Below are 14,113 nucleotides of genomic sequence, written 5' to 3'. Positions count from 1 at the left end.
GTGCGTGTACGGGAACGGTCCGTACACGCACCCCGCTCTCCTTTCACGGTGTCCGGGTCAGCCGCTCACCGTGATCTGGGAGGCCGGGTCCGTGACGTCCGTGACGTCGTACACCGCGTTGAACGCCGACGTCACGGCGCCGGTGGGACAGCCGAAGCCACCGGTGACCTTCACCGGGACCGCGGCGTTCACGAAGGTGATCTTCGAGGGGCTGCCGTCGCCGCCGTTGGTCCAGCTTCCGGTGACGGAGCTGGGACCGGTGGGCGCGGACGTCACCGTGCAGCTGGCCAGCCCGCTGGTCTGGAGCACGAAGCCCGCGGTGGGAACGGTCAGCGTCGCGCTCGCCGGCGATCCGTTCTGCATCGAGACGCCCCAGGTGCCGGTGGTGGTGACGGTCGCGGTCACCCCCGGCAGGTTGGTCGTGCAGGACGAGTACGTGGGCGGGTTGATGTCACTGGCCACCGGGCCCGCGGGGTTGGCGTTGTCCGGGGCCTGGGGGATGTGGTTGTTCGTGCCGGTGGCCGACGGCTGCGACACGGACACCGAACACGTGAGGGTCACCGAACCGGCCTTGAAGGTGGCCTTGCCGTTGACCTTGGCGGTGAAGGCGTGGCCCGCCGGGGTCACGGTGGTCGAGTCTGCGGCCGGGGCGGGCCGGGCGTCCGCGACGCCGGTGCCGGTCAGGGTGAGGGCGGCGGTAACGGCCAGCCCGGCCCCGGAGGCGAGCAGAAGTCGCGGACGCCGGCTGCGAGTGGACATGGGGGTCTCCTTGTGTGGGAGGTGAGTGGGGGGACGTGGTGCGGCGTGCGGTGTGCACTGCGTGCGTGCGTGTGCGCTGCGTGCGGTGCGGGTCTGTGGGGTGTGGGGTGCGCACCGTTGTGGGGCGGGCCCGTGCCGCTCCGGGGTGTCGCGGGACTGCTTCGCTTTACGTCCCGCGACACCCCTGCGCGTCCCGAGCCCTCACGCCGGTGGGCCACCGGGCCGTAGGCCTAGCGCGTGCTGTGCGGCTCGGGAGGTTGCTCGGTCCCTTGGGCGGGTGGGGTGACGGCTTCGGGTTCCTCGTCGGGCCTGGAAACCGGCTCGGGTCCGGACTCGGGCTCCGGGCCCGAGTCCGCCGGCAGCGGTTGCCACGCGAAGATCATGCCGCCACCGATGGTGCCGATGATCGTGCCGAACAGGAACCCGCCGAGGTTGGACATGACCAGCGTCGCCGTGGCGACCATGACCGTGAGCACCCCGGCGAGCGCCCGGTACTGCGGGGCGAACCACGCGGTCAGCCCCATCACGACCATGACCAGGCCCATCAGGACCGACGGGATGCCCGCGATGCCCTGATGGAGCATGATCTTCAGCGGTGCGAGCGGAATGGCGCTGATCTCCGCGCCCGCGACGATCGCGGCCAGGCCGCCCCAGAAGGGGCGCCCCTTGCGCCACTGACGCCACGCGGCCCACGGGCTGCGCCGCGCGGTGCCGGGCTCGGTGCCACGCCGGGAGGCAGTGGCCACGTCAGAAGCATTCCCGCTTGCCCTTGGCGACCTTCATGCTCAGCCCGGAGAGCTTGAACGTGCCCGCGTTGGTCGCCCAGGCGACCTGCTGAAGGTTGGTGATCTTGACGGTGTCGGCCTGCTGGGCGAAGAGGTCCTGCATGCCCTGGGCGTTGTCCGGGCCCTTGTCCAGCGTGGAGGCGTCCCGGCCGATCTCGATGTTCTTGAAGACCGCGTTGCCGGAGAGCTGGGTCGCGTCCACGAACAGGTCGCTGGCCTCGACGGGGTCCTTCCCGCCACCCGCGCTGAGGTTCAGTGAGATGTCGCCGATGATGGGCAGATGGGTCACCACGGATTGGCAGAGCTTCTTGAGCTCGGCCTTCTTGATGGCGGTCACGGCGACGGGCAGCAGCTCGCCGCGGGCGTTGGTGTCCACGCTGCCGTACTGCGCGAAACCCTCGCCCGTCAGGCTGTCGGCGGAGACCTTGAACTGCTGGCCCGACACGGCGAACGAGGCGGCCAGCGCCCCGTCGGCCAGTGCGACCGCCAGCGCGGCCGTGGCCGCGAATCCCGGGACGGCCAGAACGGCGAACTTCCGCCACCGCACGCGGCCCGTCACCTGTCTTCCTTGAGCGTCTTTCATGCTGATTGTCCCCTCGGAGAGCGTTGCACAGCGCAGGCAGCGCTGCTGGGGTGCTGGGGCCCGGTGGTGCGCACGGGGAGAAGCGGCTCTTGCGGTGCGCGAAGCTGAGCACGGCGGCATGCGACGGGCATACGGTGCGGAGATCGTGCGGCGCGACGGTCGTGGGGTGCGGCGCACACGCGACGTATCGAACATGCCACCCTCGAAGGTGTACCCGAGAGTAAGTCCGCGCATGACGGCTGACAAGGTTCTGGTACGGACCGATTCCGGCCTATCGAGGGCCAGTTGGGGATCTGCGGCTAGGCGTACCGCACCCGCAGCTCCTTGATCCCGTTCAGCCAGGCGGACCTCAACCGCCTTGGCTCGCCCGCGAGTTGGATGTCGGGGAGGGTGTCGGCGATCGCGTTGAAGACGAGGTCGATCTCCATGACCGCCAGCGACTTGCCGAGACAGAAGTGCGGACCGCCGCCGCCGAAGCCGAGGTGGGGGTTGGGGTCGCGGGTGATGTCGAATTTCTCGGGGGCGTCGAAGACCTCGGGGTCGTGATTGGCGGAGGCGTAGAAGAGACCGACGCGCTGCCCCGCCCCGATCCGGGTGCCCGACAGTTCGGTGTCGCGGGTGGCCGTGCGCTGGAAGGAGACGACCGGGGTCGCCCACCGTACGATCTCCTCCGCCGCCGTCACCGGACGCTCCCGCCGGTAGAGGTCCCACTGGTCGGGGTGGGTGAGGAAAGCGTGCATGCCGTGGCTGATGGCGTTGCGCGTGGTCTCGTTGCCGGCGACGGCCAGCAGCAGGACGAAGAAGCCGAACTCGTCGGAGCCGAGATTGCCCTCGCCCTCGGCCGCCACCAGCCGGCTCACGATGTCCCGTGCCGGGCACTTCGCGCGGTCGGCGGCGAGGTTCATGGCGTACGCGATGAGCTCCGCGGCGGCCTCGGTGCCGATCTCCTCGGTGATGGCCAGCTCGGGGTCGTCGTAGCCGATCATCTTGTTGGACCAGTCGAAGATCCGCGCCCGGTCGTCCTGGGGGATGCCGATGAGCTCGGCGATGGCCTGCAGGGGCAGTTCGCAGGCGATGTCGGCGACGAAGTCGCCGCTGCCGCGCTCGCGCGCCCGTGCCGCGATGACCCCCGCCCGCTCGCGCAGCGCCGCCTCCAGGGCGCGGACCGAGCGCGGGGTGAAGCCGCGCTGGACGATCTGGCGGACCCGGGTGTGTTCGGGCGGGTCCATATTGAGCATCATCAGCCGCTGGGCCTCGATCTCGTCGCGCCCGATGTGCTCGCTGAAGCGGATCACCGAGGTGTTCAGCCGGGCCGAGAAGTCCTCCGGCCGGGTGGAGACCTCCCGGACGTCCGCGTGCCGGGTGACGGCCCAGAAGCCCTCGTCGTCGAAGCCCGCGACGCCGCGCCGCTGGGCGTTCCACCACACGGGGGCGGTCCGGCGGCAGACCGCGAACTCCGGGAGCGGCACGCGGTGCTGGTAGAGATCGGGGTCGGTGAAGTCGAAGCCCTCGGGCAACGCGGGACAAGGCATCGGGCACTCCGTTCCTGACGGCATCGCTGCCGTCATTGCTGACGGCCCATCAGAAGTGCCCGAAGGTAATGACGGGCCCCGAAGGAGGCAAGGCCGACGACGCCATCTGTTGCGCACGCGGTGGTTGCGCGACCCTTGCGTACCGAGGTGGCAGTCATAAGACTGCGAGCGGAACTAGAACGCGTACCAGTTCGGCCAGGGGTCGGTGGTGGTCAGGCAGGGCCCCGGGAAGACACAGCTCCGTGGGCGCCGGGACGTCCCGCGGCGCCCACGAGAGGACGAGTCATGGCCGCGGAACCCGTCATCGTCGAAGCCGTGCGCACCCCCATCGGCAAGCGTCAGGGGGCGCTCGCCAATCTCCACCCCGCCTATCTGCTGGGGGAGACCTACCGAGAGATCATCGCCCGCACCGGCATCCAGCCCGACTGCGTCGAGCAGATCGTCGGCGGCACGGTCACCCACGCCGGTGAGCAGTCCATGAACCCGGCACGCACGGCCTGGCTCGCCATGGGCCTGCCCTACGAGACCGCCGCCACCACCGTGGACGCCCAGTGCGGCTCCTCCCAGCAGGCCAACCACCTGGTGGCCAACATGGTCGCGGGCGGGGTCATCGACATCGGCATCGCCTGCGGCGTCGAGGCCATGAGCCGGGTGCCGCTGGGCAGCGGATCCAAGCACGGGCCGGGCAAGCCCTTCCCCGACGAGTGGAACGTCGATCTGCCCAACCAGTTCGAGGCGGCCGAGCGGATCGCCCGCAGGCGCGGTCTGACCCGCGAGCGGGTCGACGCACTGGGCCTGCTCTCCCAGGAGCGGGCGGCCCGGGCCTGGGCCGAGGAGCGCTTCAAGCGGGAGGTCTTCGCGGTCCAGGTGCCCACCACCGAGGAGGAGCAGTACGCCGGGCAGGGCATGTGGCGGCTCGTCGACCGCGACGAGGGGCTGCGCGACACCAGCGTGGAGGCGCTGGCCGGACTCAAGCCCGTGATGCCGACGGCGGTCCACACCGCCGGGAACTCCTCACAGATATCCGACGGGGCGGCGGCGCTGATGTGGGCCTCCAAACGCATGGCCCGCGCCCTGAAGCTGCGCCCCCGCGCCCGGATCGTCGCCCAGGCCCTGGTCGGCGCCGACCCGCACTTCCACCTCGACGGCCCCGTCGACGCCACGCGGGCCGTGCTCGGCAAGGCGGGCATGTCGCTGCGGGACATCGATCTGGTGGAGGTCAACGAGGCCTTCGCGTCCGTGGTGCTGTCATGGGCGCAGGTCTTCGACCAGGACCTGGAGAAGGTCAACGTCAACGGCGGCGCGATAGCGCTGGGGCACCCGGTGGGCGCCACGGGCGCCCGGCTGCTCGTCACCGCGCTGCACGAGCTGGAGCGCGCGGACAAGGAATTCGCGCTCGTCACAATGTGCGCGGGCGGGGCGCAGGCCACGGGCACGATCATTCAGCGCCTGTAGGGCCTGTGGCAAACGACGGACGGGCTTGATGTGGCTGAGCTCAGCCACATCAAGCCCGTCCGGCGTTTGAGGACACCGCCGCGCAGCGGAGGTGCACCCGCCAGGTCCAGCGCCAAGCGCTCAGTACCAGTGGTGGGTCTGCCAGAAGGTCCAGGCGCCACAGGGGCTGCCGTAGCGGTCCTTCATGTAGTCCAGGCCCCACTTGATCTGGGTGGCGGGGTTGGTCTGCCAGTCGGAGCCGGCCGAGGCCATCTTCGAGCCGGGCAGTGCCTGGACCAGGCCGTAGGCGCCGCTGCCGGCGTTGGTGGCCTTGTGGTTCCAGCCGCTCTCGTGCTCCACGATCTTGCTGAAGCACTGGTACTGCGCGGAGTCCTTGATCATCTGCTGGGCGGTCTCCTGCGCGGCGGCCTTCGGGGCCGCGGTCGCGGCCTGAGCCGGCACGGAGGCGAACACGACTCCGGCGGTACCCAGGGCGAGGGCGGCACCGGCGACGGTGGCCAGCTTGCGGGAGGCGACGCGGCTGATGTTCGAGAACGTCACGAAGGAACCTTCCGTGGGGGACATGGGGCGCCGCCGGGCCGACCTGCGCTCCGGCGACTCAACCGACCATGGACGACGCGGCGGGGCCTGGCAACGACCCCCCTCTACTAGCCGGCCTCGCAGGAAGGGGGCCGGGGAGCGGGCCGCCGGGGCCTTTACGGAGGGGCGCGCGGGCATACGAAGCGGGGCCGTATGTGAACGGGGTCACGTGGGGGCGTTCACAAATCGGTAAGGGCTAGTGGCGCTTTTTGGGGATTACTTGGCGCCGGTTTCGGCGCCCTCGAAGCGCACCGGGGCGTCGAACGCCGCGCGACGGGTGGCGCGGCGCAGCGCCTTCAGCACGGTGGGGCCCAGGGCGAGGGTGGCCGTCACCGTCACGATCGCCCGGGGCACGTCCCAGCCCAGGGACGTCGCCAGGCAGTACGCGACGAAGCGGGCGAGGTTCTCGGGGAGCGGGTCGCCGGGGACGAAGGAGACGCCCGTGGCGAGGGAGCCGATGTAGGGCCAGCCCTGGAGGTTCATGATCGTGCCGTAGAGGAGGGACGCCACCGCCCCGTATCCGGCGAGCAGCACCAGCTCCCGCCGCCCCCGCAGCCGGTCCGGCCCCGGCAGCAGGCCCGCGCCCATCGCCACCCAGCCCATGGCCAGCATCTGGAACGGCATCCACGGCCCGACCCCGCCCGTCAGCAGCGCGGACGCGAACATCGACACCGAGCCGAGGACGAACCCGAAGCCGGGTCCGAGGACCCGCCCGGACAGCACCATGAGGAAGAACATCGGCTCGATGCCGGCCGTCCCGGCCCCCAGCGGCCGCAGGGCCGCGCCCGCCGCGGCCAGCACGCCCAGCATCGCGATGGCCTTCGCGTCCAGACCGGTATCGGCGATGGTCGCCGCGACCACGGCGAGCAGCAGCGGCAGCAGCGCCGCGAAGAGCCAGGGGGCGTCCTTGGAGTGGGCGAGGCCGGAGGCGGTGTCGGCGAGCAGCGGCCAGCCGAAGGCGGCTACGCCTGTCGCTGAGACGAGGATCAGGACGGCGATGGATCTCGGGCCGAGGCGGACGGCTCGGGCCTGGCGGTCCATGCCGGTGGCTCGCGCCTGGCGGTCCGTGCCGGGGCTCCGCCCCGGACCCCGGTCCTCAAACGCCGGACGGGCTGAAGTCATGGTGTCTCCCGCAAGGCCTCGCGTACCTGCGGGACCGTGAGCCAGGGTGACGGGGCGAGGATCTTCGCCACCTGGGGGGCGAAGGCCGGGGAGGAGACCACGACCTCGGGGGTCGGGCCGTCGGCGACGATCTCTCCGTCGGCGATGACGACCACCCGGTGCGCCAGCTCCGCCGCCAGTTCCACATCGTGCGTGGCCAGGACGATCGCGTGGCCCTCGGCGGCGAGCGCGCGCAGGATCTCCACCAGGCGGGCCTTGGCCGCGTAGTCGAGGCCGCGGGTCGGCTCGTCGAGCAGGATCAGTGGCGGGCGCGCCGTGAGCACCACGGCGAGCGCGAGCGCCAGCCGCTGGCCCTCGGACAGATCGCGGGGGTGGGTCGTGTCGGACACGTCCGGCAGCAGCTCGGAGACCAGGGCCCGGCAGGTGCCCGGCGCCGCCGCCGCGTCACCGTCGGCGGCCTCGCACTCCGCCGCGACGGTGTCCGCGTAGAGCAGGTCGCGCGGCTCCTGGGGCACGAGGCCGACGTGGCGCAGCAGCTCGGCGGGGGCTGTGCTCTGCGGGATCACGCCACCGACCCGCACCGAGCCCGAGGCGGGCTTGTGCATGCCGACCAGCGTGCGCAGCAGCGTCGACTTGCCCGCGCCGTTGCGGCCCATCAGCGCGACGGTCTCCCCGGCCCGTACGGTCAGCTCCACGTCGTGCAGGGCGGCGACCCGGCCGTGCCGGACGCCGAGCCGGGTCACCGACGCGGGCGCGGGGCCGTCGGTGACCGATGCGGCCGGGGTGACGGGGGCGTCCAGCCCTGCCAGCCGCTCCCGCAGCGGGGCGGCCTTGCGGCGCGCGTCCCGGACGGACAGGGGCAGCGGCGACCAGCCCGCGAGCCGGCCCAGGGCGACCACGGGCGGGTGGACGGGCGAGAGGGCCATGATCTCGGCGGGGTCGCCGACGACGGGAGCCGCGCCCGGCGCGGGCAGCAGGATCACCTGGTCCGCGTACTGCACGACCCGCTCCAGCCGGTGCTCGGCCAGCAGGACCGTCGTGCCGAGATCGTGCACGAGGCGCTGCAGCACGGCGAGGACCTCCTCGGCCGCGCCCGGGTCCAGTGCGGACGTCGGCTCGTCGAGGACCAGCACCTTGGGGTGGGTGGTCAGCACCGAGCCGATGGCGACGCGCTGCTGCTGCCCGCCGGAGAGGGTGGCGATGGGGCGGTCGCGCAGGGTGGCGAGCCCCAGCAGGTCCAAGGTCTCCTCGACGCGGCGGCGCATCACGTCGGGCGCGAGGCCCAGGGACTCCATGCCGTAGGCGAGCTCGTCCTCGACGGTGTCGGTGACGAAGTGGGCCAGCGGATCCTGGCCGACGGTGCCGACGACGTCGGCGAGCTCGCGCGGCCGGTGCGTGCGGGTGTCACGGCCCGCGACGGTGACCCGGCCGTGCAGGGTGCCGCCGGTGAAGTGCGGCACGAGCCCGCTGACGGTGCCGAGCAGCGTCGACTTGCCGACGCCGGACGGCCCGACGAGCAGGCACAGCTCCCCTTCGGGGACGGTGAGGTCCACCCCCTGCAAGGAGGGGGCCGCGGCGTCGTCGTAGGTGACCGACACCTGCTCGAAGTGGATCACCGGTTCTCCTCGGAGTGGGGTGGATGGGTGGGTGAGCCGGCCGGCCTCGGCGCCACGAACGCCGGCAGCAGGCCGAGCAGGATCGACGCCGCCGGCCACAGCGGCAGCTCCGGCGAGGTCAGCGGCACGGCCGGGGGGTGCAGGGCCTGCGGGGCGTACGAGCTCGCCCAGATCGTCAGGGCCGCGACCGCCGCGCCCGAGCCGGACACCAGCCACGCGCGCGTGCCCCACCGGTCGGGCCGGTAGCGGGTGCGGACCGAGCGGCGGCCGCCCAGCCACAGGCCCGCCAGCGCGGCGGCGAGCCCGGCCACCAGCACCGCCAGGCCGTAGCCCGCGCCCTGGTCGGCGAGCAGGCCGTATGTCCCGGCGCAGACGCCCAGCAGCCCGCCCAGCGTCAGTGCCGTCGTGGTGTGCCGGACGGCGCGCGGCACCTCGGCGCTGCGGCCGTAACCGCGCGCGTCCATGGCCGCCGCCAGTGCCACCGAACGTTCCAGCGCTCCCTCCAGCACCGGCAGCCCCACCTGGAGCAGGGCCTTGAGGCCCCGGTCCGGGCGGCCGCGCAGCCGGCGGGCGGCACGCAGCCGCTGGACGTCCGCGACGAGGTTGGGTGCGAAGGTCATCGCGACGACGATGGCCACCCCCGCCTCGTACAGCGCGGCCGGCAGGGACTTCAGCAACCGGGCCGGGTTGGCCAGCGCGTTGGCCGCGCCGACGCAGATCAGCAAGGTGGCCAGCTTCAAGCCGTCGTACAGCGCGAAGACCAGCCCCTCGGCGGTCACCCGGCCGCCGATCCGCACCCCCTTCGCCCAGTCCGGGAGCGGGACCTCGGGGAGGGTGACGAGGATGTGCGTGCCCGGGATCGGCGAGCCGAGCACGATCGCGAACACCAGCCGGATGACGATCACGGCCAGCCCGAGCTTGAGGAACGCCCCGTACGAGCGCGCCCACGGCGCGTCCGTGCGGCGCGCGGCCACCACGTATCCGGCGACGGCGATCAGCAGGCCGAGCAGCAGCGGGTTCGTCGTGCGCGAGGCGGCGGTGGCCAGTCCGAGCGCCCATATCCACCAGGCGCCCGCGTGCAGCGCGGCCGCCCGTGCGGTGACGGGCGCGGGGCCCGCTCGCCCGGTGCGATGGCCGCCGGCCCGCGGCGGGGTCGTCCCACTCATGCGCGGCGGCGGGCCTGCCACACGGCGGCGGCGCCGAGGACGACCACGGTGGCGATACCGACGAGCAGACCGGCGGAAGGACCGCCGTCGTCCCCGCCGTCGGACTTGCCGGACTCGCCGGACTTCTCGGAGGCGGACGGCTGCTGCCCGGACTCCTGCGCGCCCACCTGCTCACCGCAGCCCGACTTCGGGTAGCCCGCGATGGCGCACAGCAGTGCCGCGGAGTTGTAGCGCAGCGGCTCGGCGACGGCCGCCAGCGCGTCACCTGCGCGGGCGTCCTCACTCACCTGCGCGCACGCGGTGCGCTGCCGGGGCGGGCGCTCACCGCCCGGCGCGTGCTCGGGTATGCCGAAGTCGAGGACGACCGCGACGCGCTTGCTGCCGTCCTTCGCCGGCGTGTTGGCGCAGATCGCCGAGAAGTCGCCCTTGTCGCGGGGTTTCGCGGCGCGCGCGGAGTCCTCGCTGACCGCGAACCGGAAGCCGATGGTGTCCCCGTCGTCCGGCCGCAGCACCGACGGCCCCTGGGTGGCGTACGCCCAGTCGCTGCCGGTGTGTTCCCAGAACGACCAGTACCGGTACCCCGCCGCCTGCGCGGGCACGGCCCCCAGGACGGCGAGGAGCCCGGCGACCAGCAGCGCGCCGACGGCTCGCGCGGCGGAACGCGCCACCGTCACAGCTGCTGCTTCTTGTTGCGGCCGCTGATCAGGAAGCCGACGCCGACGCTCGCGACGAAGAAGATGCCGACGATCCACCAGATGCCGATGGTGTCGTCGTCCTTCTTCTTCTCGTCCTTGGTCTCCGTCGATGACGGAGAAGCCTCCGCCTTGGGACCGGTCGCGGTCAACTGCTGCACCAGGTCGACGCCGGCGAAGTCACGCGGGTTGGCGCCGGCGGCGTGCGCGGCGAGCACGAGCTTGGAGAGACGGCCGGGGTCGCCCTTGGCCCAGTCGGCGGTCTTGTTGGCGCCGTCGCCGAGCCACTTCAGCGGCTTGGCCGCGGCGTCGCGGTGGCCGCCCGCCGCGAGGGCGAGGGTGGCGTCGGCGGTGAGGGCCGGGTCGGCCCCGCCCTGCGACATCGCGGACTTCAGGGCACCGTCGTTCGCGTCGATCTTCGCGGCCAGGTAGGCGGCCGCGGCGGCACCGGCGGACGGCGCGTCCTTGGGCTTGGCCGACTCGTCGTCGGCGCACTCCATCGGCTTGACGGGCATGTCGCCGCCCTTGGCGGGCGCGACGAGGTAGCCCTTGCCGAGCGCGGCCAGCGCGGCGGCGGTCGTGGCCAGGTCGTTGGGGGTGAGCTTGCCCTTCTGGTCCGGGTAGGCGAAGACGCCCCGCTCGTCCTCCTTCTGGTCACAGCCGAGCTGGAAGCCGATCAGCGCGTCGTAGGGGTTCTTGCCGCCCTTGGCCGTCACCTTGGCGGGGTCCTGGCCGGTGGCCGCGTACGCGCCGATCGCGGTGGAGGTGGAGTTGGGGTCGCTGGGGGAGCCGGGGGTCATGCCCCAGCCGCCGTCCTCGTTCTGGTGGGCCTTGAGCCAGCCCAGGCCCTTCTTCACCGCGTCGCCGTGCCCGCCGGCGGCCGCGAGGCCCTGCACGGCGAGGGCGGTCTGGTCGGTGAACTCACCGGCCTTGGGGTCGCACGCCTTGGCCGTGTCCGCGCGGTACGCGGCGAAGCCGCCGTCCGCGCACTGCTGCCCCGCGAGCCAGTCGACGGCCTGCTTCGGCGGGGCGACGTCCGTCGCCTTCTGCGCGAGGAGGGCCAGGGACTGCCGGAAGACACCGTCGAACTGCGGGTCCTTCTTGCCGTACAGCCCCGGGGCGGTGGCCGGGGACGGTGAACCGTCGGCGAACGCGGCAGGGGCCACGGCCGCGCTGAGGACGGCCGCGGTGGCCAGGGCCGCGGCGCCGCGGCGCGCGTGGACGGCGAAGGAGGGGGCCATGGAAGTCGGTGCCTCTCGGTGGGTGTCTCACAGCGGTGGGCGGCATACGGCTGGGTGCTACGGGTGGTGCACAGCCTCGCACGGCAGCCCAGCCGCGCACCTCGCGCGGTGGCACCGGGACGTCGGCTCCGTATACCTCGACGGTGCCGGTGTCCGGACGGCACCGCACGCGGCACGACCGGCTCCGGGGACCTGCCGCCACGGAGCGGGAGCTCCGGCTCGCACGACCGCACCGGGGTGCGGGCCGCGCTCACGGTTGCGGGTCAGCGCCGGATTCGCACCGGCTTTCCCCGTTCCGAGGCGGGATGAAGTTGTCACGCACACTTTAGCTGTCGCTTTACGGACACCTGGTGCCCTCCGGGCGGGTCGGCCGACGACGGCGCGGCAGCCGGGCTGGGGGCTTGCCCGTTCCGGACGGGGGCGTGTCGGCGGAGCGGTGCGCCGCGGGCGCCGCGCGGCGGTGGCCGTCCTGCGGGTGCCGCGCCGCGGCGGGGGTGTGTGTGGGCAGGCCGGGGTGCTTGTCCGTTCCGGACGGGGCCGTGTCTCGGAGCGCCGCGGGCGCGGCGCGGCGGAGCCGCAGGGTGGGTGGGCCGTCGGCCCGGAGGCGCTTGTCCGTTCCGGACGGGGTCCGTGCCGCCGCGCGGTGATGCGCTCGTCCTCGGCTCAGGAGGGGGCAGCGATGCGATCCGGGCCGCGGACCCAGCGGCGGCAACCGCGACAGCGGCTGTCGCCCCGCCCGCCGCGAGGCGACTGTTGCCCCCTCTCATCGGAACTGCTATCAGTTCTGATGCAGCGTCAGATCGAGGGTCGGTCAGACCCCCGGCCGTCGTGGAGGTGGTGCGGATGCGTGGAGTCATCGAGCACGGGCAGCTCTTCATCGGCGGGGTGATGGCCGATCCGGCCGGTACGGACACCATCGACGTCGTCTCGCCGCACACCGAGCGCGTCATCGGGCGGGTGCCGCACGCCACTCGCGCCGACGTGGACCGGGCCGTCGCGGCGGGGCGGGCGGCGTTCGAGTGCGGGGCCTGGGCGCGGCGGCCGCTCGGGGAGCGGATCGAGGTCGTCACGCGGATCAAGGACGCGATCGCCGCCCGGCACGAGGAGATCGCCCGGGTCGTCTCCGCGCAGAACGGGTCCCCTTACTCCTGGAGCGTCCTCGGGCAGGCGCTCGGCGCCATGATGGTCTGGGACTGCGCGATCACCGTCGCCCGGGACTTCCCCTACGAGGAGCGGCGGGCCGGCGTCCTCGGGCCGCTGCTCGTGCGGCGCGAGCCCGTCGGTGTCGTGGCGGCCGTCGTGCCGTGGAACGCGCCGCAGTTCGTGGCGGCGGCCAAGCTCGCGCCCGCCCTGCTGGCCGGCTGTTCGGTCGTCCTCAAGCCGTCCCCGGAGACACCGCTGGACGCCTATCTGCTCGCGGAGATCGTCGCCGGGGCGGGGCTGCCCGAAGGCGTGCTGTCGATCCTGCCCGCCGGCCGTGAGGTCGGCGAGTACCTCGTCGGGCACCCCGGCATCGACAAGGTGTCCTTCACCGGCTCCGTGGAGGCGGGCCGGCGCGTCATGGCGACCGCCGCCCGCAACCTCACCCGCGTCACCCTGGAGCTGGGCGGCAAGTCCGCCGCTGTCATCCTCCCCGACGCCGACCTCGACGCGGCCGTCGCCGGCATCGTGCCCGCCGCCTGGATGAACAACGGCCAGACCTGTGTGGCCCAGACCCGCGTGCTGGCGCCCCGCGCCCACTACGACGAACTCGCCGAGCGCTTCGCCGCCGCCGCGTCCGCCTTCGTCGTCGGCGACCCGCTGGACCCCGCCACCCAGATCGGCCCGCTCGTCGCGGAGCGTCAGCGCCGCCGGTCGCTGGACTACATCGCGCTCGGGCAGCGCGAGGGTGCCAAGGTCCTCGCCGGGGGCGGCCGGCCCGTCGGGCAGGAGCGCGGGTGGTACGTCGAGCCCACCCTCTTCGGCGACGTCGCCAACACCATGCGGATCGCCCGCGAGGAGATCTTCGGCCCGGTCGTCTGCCTCCTGCCGTACGAGGACGAGGAGGAGGCCGTCCGCATCGCCGACGACTCCGACTACGGGCTCTCCGGCAGCGTCTGGACGCGCGACGTCGAGCGCGGCATCGACGTCGCGCGACGGGTGCGCACCGGCACGTACTCCGTGAACACCTTCAGCCTCGACATGCTCGGCCCCTTCGGCGGCTACAAGAATTCCGGTCTGGGGCGGGAGTTCGGGCCCGAGGGCTTCGCCGCCTATCTGGAACACAAGACGATCCACCTGCCCGCCGGCCACGAGGCGCCGTGATGACCGAGCGCTGGCACGTGGAGGTCGACCGGAGCGTCTGCGTCGGCTCGGGGATGTGCGCGGGAATCGCACCGTGGGCGTTCCGGCTGGACGCGGCCCGGCAGTCCCACCCGGCCGAGGCGGAGACCGACGCGGCCGGGCCCGTGCTCGCCGCCGCGGAGAGCTGCCCCGTCGAGGCCATCACCCTGCGGGCCCTCGGGGACGGTGCCGCGGTCTTCCCGCCCGAGGACGCATGACCGGCGCCCGGGGCGGCGCGGGCAACCGGAACGGAGAGGCCAA

At 73.1% G+C, this 14,113-nt stretch carries 13 protein-coding genes and 1 riboswitch; of the genes, 3 read left to right on the top strand and 10 right to left on the bottom strand.

The features are described from left to right. Positions 1 to 57: 57 nt before the first annotated feature. From AB8O64_RS11570 to AB8O64_RS11555, 4 genes are all read right to left on the bottom strand, one after another. On the bottom strand, positions 58 to 759 hold the full coding sequence (locus AB8O64_RS11570; RefSeq protein ID WP_370419075.1) for a hypothetical protein: 702 nt from the start codon (positions 757 to 759) through the stop codon (positions 58 to 60). Between the two features lie 230 nt (positions 760 to 989). Continuing rightward, the gene (locus AB8O64_RS11565; RefSeq protein WP_370419074.1) at positions 990 to 1,505 is read right to left on the bottom strand and encodes a DUF6114 domain-containing protein; all 516 of its coding nucleotides are present in this window, start codon (positions 1,503 to 1,505) and stop codon (positions 990 to 992) included. A gap of 1 nt (position 1,506) precedes the next feature. Next, positions 1,507 to 2,127, bottom strand: a complete 621-nt coding sequence (locus tag AB8O64_RS11560) for a DUF6230 family protein (RefSeq protein WP_365377692.1) — start codon at positions 2,125 to 2,127, stop codon at positions 1,507 to 1,509. Positions 2,128 to 2,426: 299 nt separating this feature from the next. Next, positions 2,427 to 3,659: a cytochrome P450 gene (locus AB8O64_RS11555; RefSeq protein ID WP_370419073.1), complete on the bottom strand. Its 1,233-nt coding sequence runs from the start codon at positions 3,657 to 3,659 to the stop codon at positions 2,427 to 2,429. A 285-nt stretch (positions 3,660 to 3,944) separates the two neighbouring features. On the opposite strand from AB8O64_RS11555, the gene AB8O64_RS11550 reads away from it, so the two are divergent. Continuing rightward, entirely contained in the window at positions 3,945 to 5,114 is a 1,170-nt protein-coding gene (locus AB8O64_RS11550; RefSeq protein WP_370419072.1) for a steroid 3-ketoacyl-CoA thiolase, read from the top strand. A 120-nt stretch (positions 5,115 to 5,234) separates the two neighbouring features. Here AB8O64_RS11550 and AB8O64_RS11545 read toward each other — a convergent pair whose 3' ends face one another. The 6 genes from AB8O64_RS11545 to AB8O64_RS11520 all read right to left on the bottom strand — a co-directional run bounded on the left by AB8O64_RS11545 (position 5,235) and on the right by AB8O64_RS11520 (position 11,530). Further along, complete coding sequence (locus AB8O64_RS11545) at positions 5,235 to 5,678, bottom strand: transglycosylase SLT domain-containing protein (protein WP_370419071.1); 444 nt, start codon at positions 5,676 to 5,678, stop codon at positions 5,235 to 5,237. 231 nt (positions 5,679 to 5,909) lie between these two features. Next, positions 5,910 to 6,734: an ECF transporter S component gene (locus AB8O64_RS11540; protein WP_370423846.1), complete on the bottom strand. Its 825-nt coding sequence runs from the start codon at positions 6,732 to 6,734 to the stop codon at positions 5,910 to 5,912. 77 nt (positions 6,735 to 6,811) lie between these two features. Further along, positions 6,812 to 8,431, bottom strand: coding sequence for an ABC transporter ATP-binding protein (locus AB8O64_RS11535; protein ID WP_370419070.1), 1,620 nt, complete (start codon positions 8,429 to 8,431; stop codon positions 6,812 to 6,814). Beyond that, the gene (locus tag AB8O64_RS11530) at positions 8,428 to 9,597 is read right to left on the bottom strand and encodes an energy-coupling factor transporter transmembrane component T (RefSeq protein WP_370419069.1); all 1,170 of its coding nucleotides are present in this window, start codon (positions 9,595 to 9,597) and stop codon (positions 8,428 to 8,430) included. The genes AB8O64_RS11535 and AB8O64_RS11530 overlap by 4 nt, the downstream gene beginning before the upstream one ends. Beyond that, complete coding sequence (locus tag AB8O64_RS11525; RefSeq protein ID WP_370419068.1) at positions 9,594 to 10,271, bottom strand: SCO2322 family protein; 678 nt, start codon at positions 10,269 to 10,271, stop codon at positions 9,594 to 9,596. Before AB8O64_RS11525 ends, AB8O64_RS11530 begins: the two co-directional genes overlap by 4 nt. Next, positions 10,268 to 11,530 carry a prenyltransferase/squalene oxidase repeat-containing protein gene (locus AB8O64_RS11520; RefSeq protein WP_370419067.1) on the bottom strand — a complete coding sequence of 421 codons (1,263 nt, stop codon included), beginning with the start codon at positions 11,528 to 11,530 and terminating at the stop codon, positions 10,268 to 10,270. The genes AB8O64_RS11525 and AB8O64_RS11520 overlap by 4 nt, the downstream gene beginning before the upstream one ends. A gap of 186 nt (positions 11,531 to 11,716) precedes the next feature. Beyond that, positions 11,717 to 11,871: riboswitch (cobalamin riboswitch) on the bottom strand. Positions 11,872 to 12,373: 502 nt separating this feature from the next. Here AB8O64_RS11520 and AB8O64_RS11515 point away from each other — a divergent pair. Together AB8O64_RS11515 and AB8O64_RS11510 are read left to right on the top strand one after the other, a co-directional pair. Continuing rightward, positions 12,374 to 13,834, top strand: a complete 1,461-nt coding sequence (locus tag AB8O64_RS11515; RefSeq protein WP_370419066.1) for an aldehyde dehydrogenase — start codon at positions 12,374 to 12,376, stop codon at positions 13,832 to 13,834. Continuing rightward, the gene (locus tag AB8O64_RS11510; RefSeq protein WP_356453828.1) at positions 13,834 to 14,070 is read left to right on the top strand and encodes a ferredoxin; all 237 of its coding nucleotides are present in this window, start codon (positions 13,834 to 13,836) and stop codon (positions 14,068 to 14,070) included. Before AB8O64_RS11515 ends, AB8O64_RS11510 begins: the two co-directional genes overlap by 1 nt. Positions 14,071 to 14,113 lie beyond the last annotated feature (43 nt).

It is taken from the genome of Streptomyces sp. QH1-20, from assembly GCF_041283565.1.
In the GTDB taxonomy this organism is placed as follows: Bacteria; Actinomycetota; Actinomycetes; order Streptomycetales; family Streptomycetaceae; genus Streptomyces; species Streptomyces syringius.
This window is presented reverse-complemented; position numbering and strand designations above follow the sequence as displayed.

Excerpts from the sequence above, each read along its gene's own strand:
- AB8O64_RS11555 (WP_370419073.1), bottom strand. The coding sequence starts at position 3,659 with ATGCCTTGTCCCGCGTTGCCCGAGGGCTTCGACTTCACCGACCCCGAT.
- AB8O64_RS11570 (WP_370419075.1), bottom strand. The coding sequence starts at position 759 with ATGTCCACTCGCAGCCGGCGTCCGCGACTTCTGCTCGCCTCCGGGGCC.
- AB8O64_RS11530 (WP_370419069.1), bottom strand. The coding sequence starts at position 9,597 with ATGAGTGGGACGACCCCGCCGCGGGCCGGCGGCCATCGCACCGGGCGA.
- AB8O64_RS11560 (WP_365377692.1), bottom strand. The coding sequence starts at position 2,127 with ATGAAAGACGCTCAAGGAAGACAGGTGACGGGCCGCGTGCGGTGGCGG.
- AB8O64_RS11515 (WP_370419066.1), top strand. The coding sequence starts at position 12,374 with ATGCGTGGAGTCATCGAGCACGGGCAGCTCTTCATCGGCGGGGTGATG.
- AB8O64_RS11540 (WP_370423846.1), bottom strand. The coding sequence starts at position 6,734 with ATGGACCGCCAGGCCCGAGCCGTCCGCCTCGGCCCGAGATCCATCGCC.
- AB8O64_RS11550 (WP_370419072.1), top strand. The coding sequence starts at position 3,945 with ATGGCCGCGGAACCCGTCATCGTCGAAGCCGTGCGCACCCCCATCGGC.
- AB8O64_RS11510 (WP_356453828.1), top strand. The coding sequence starts at position 13,834 with ATGACCGAGCGCTGGCACGTGGAGGTCGACCGGAGCGTCTGCGTCGGC.
- AB8O64_RS11545 (WP_370419071.1), bottom strand. The coding sequence starts at position 5,678 with ATGTCCCCCACGGAAGGTTCCTTCGTGACGTTCTCGAACATCAGCCGC.
- AB8O64_RS11520 (WP_370419067.1), bottom strand. The coding sequence starts at position 11,530 with ATGGCCCCCTCCTTCGCCGTCCACGCGCGCCGCGGCGCCGCGGCCCTG.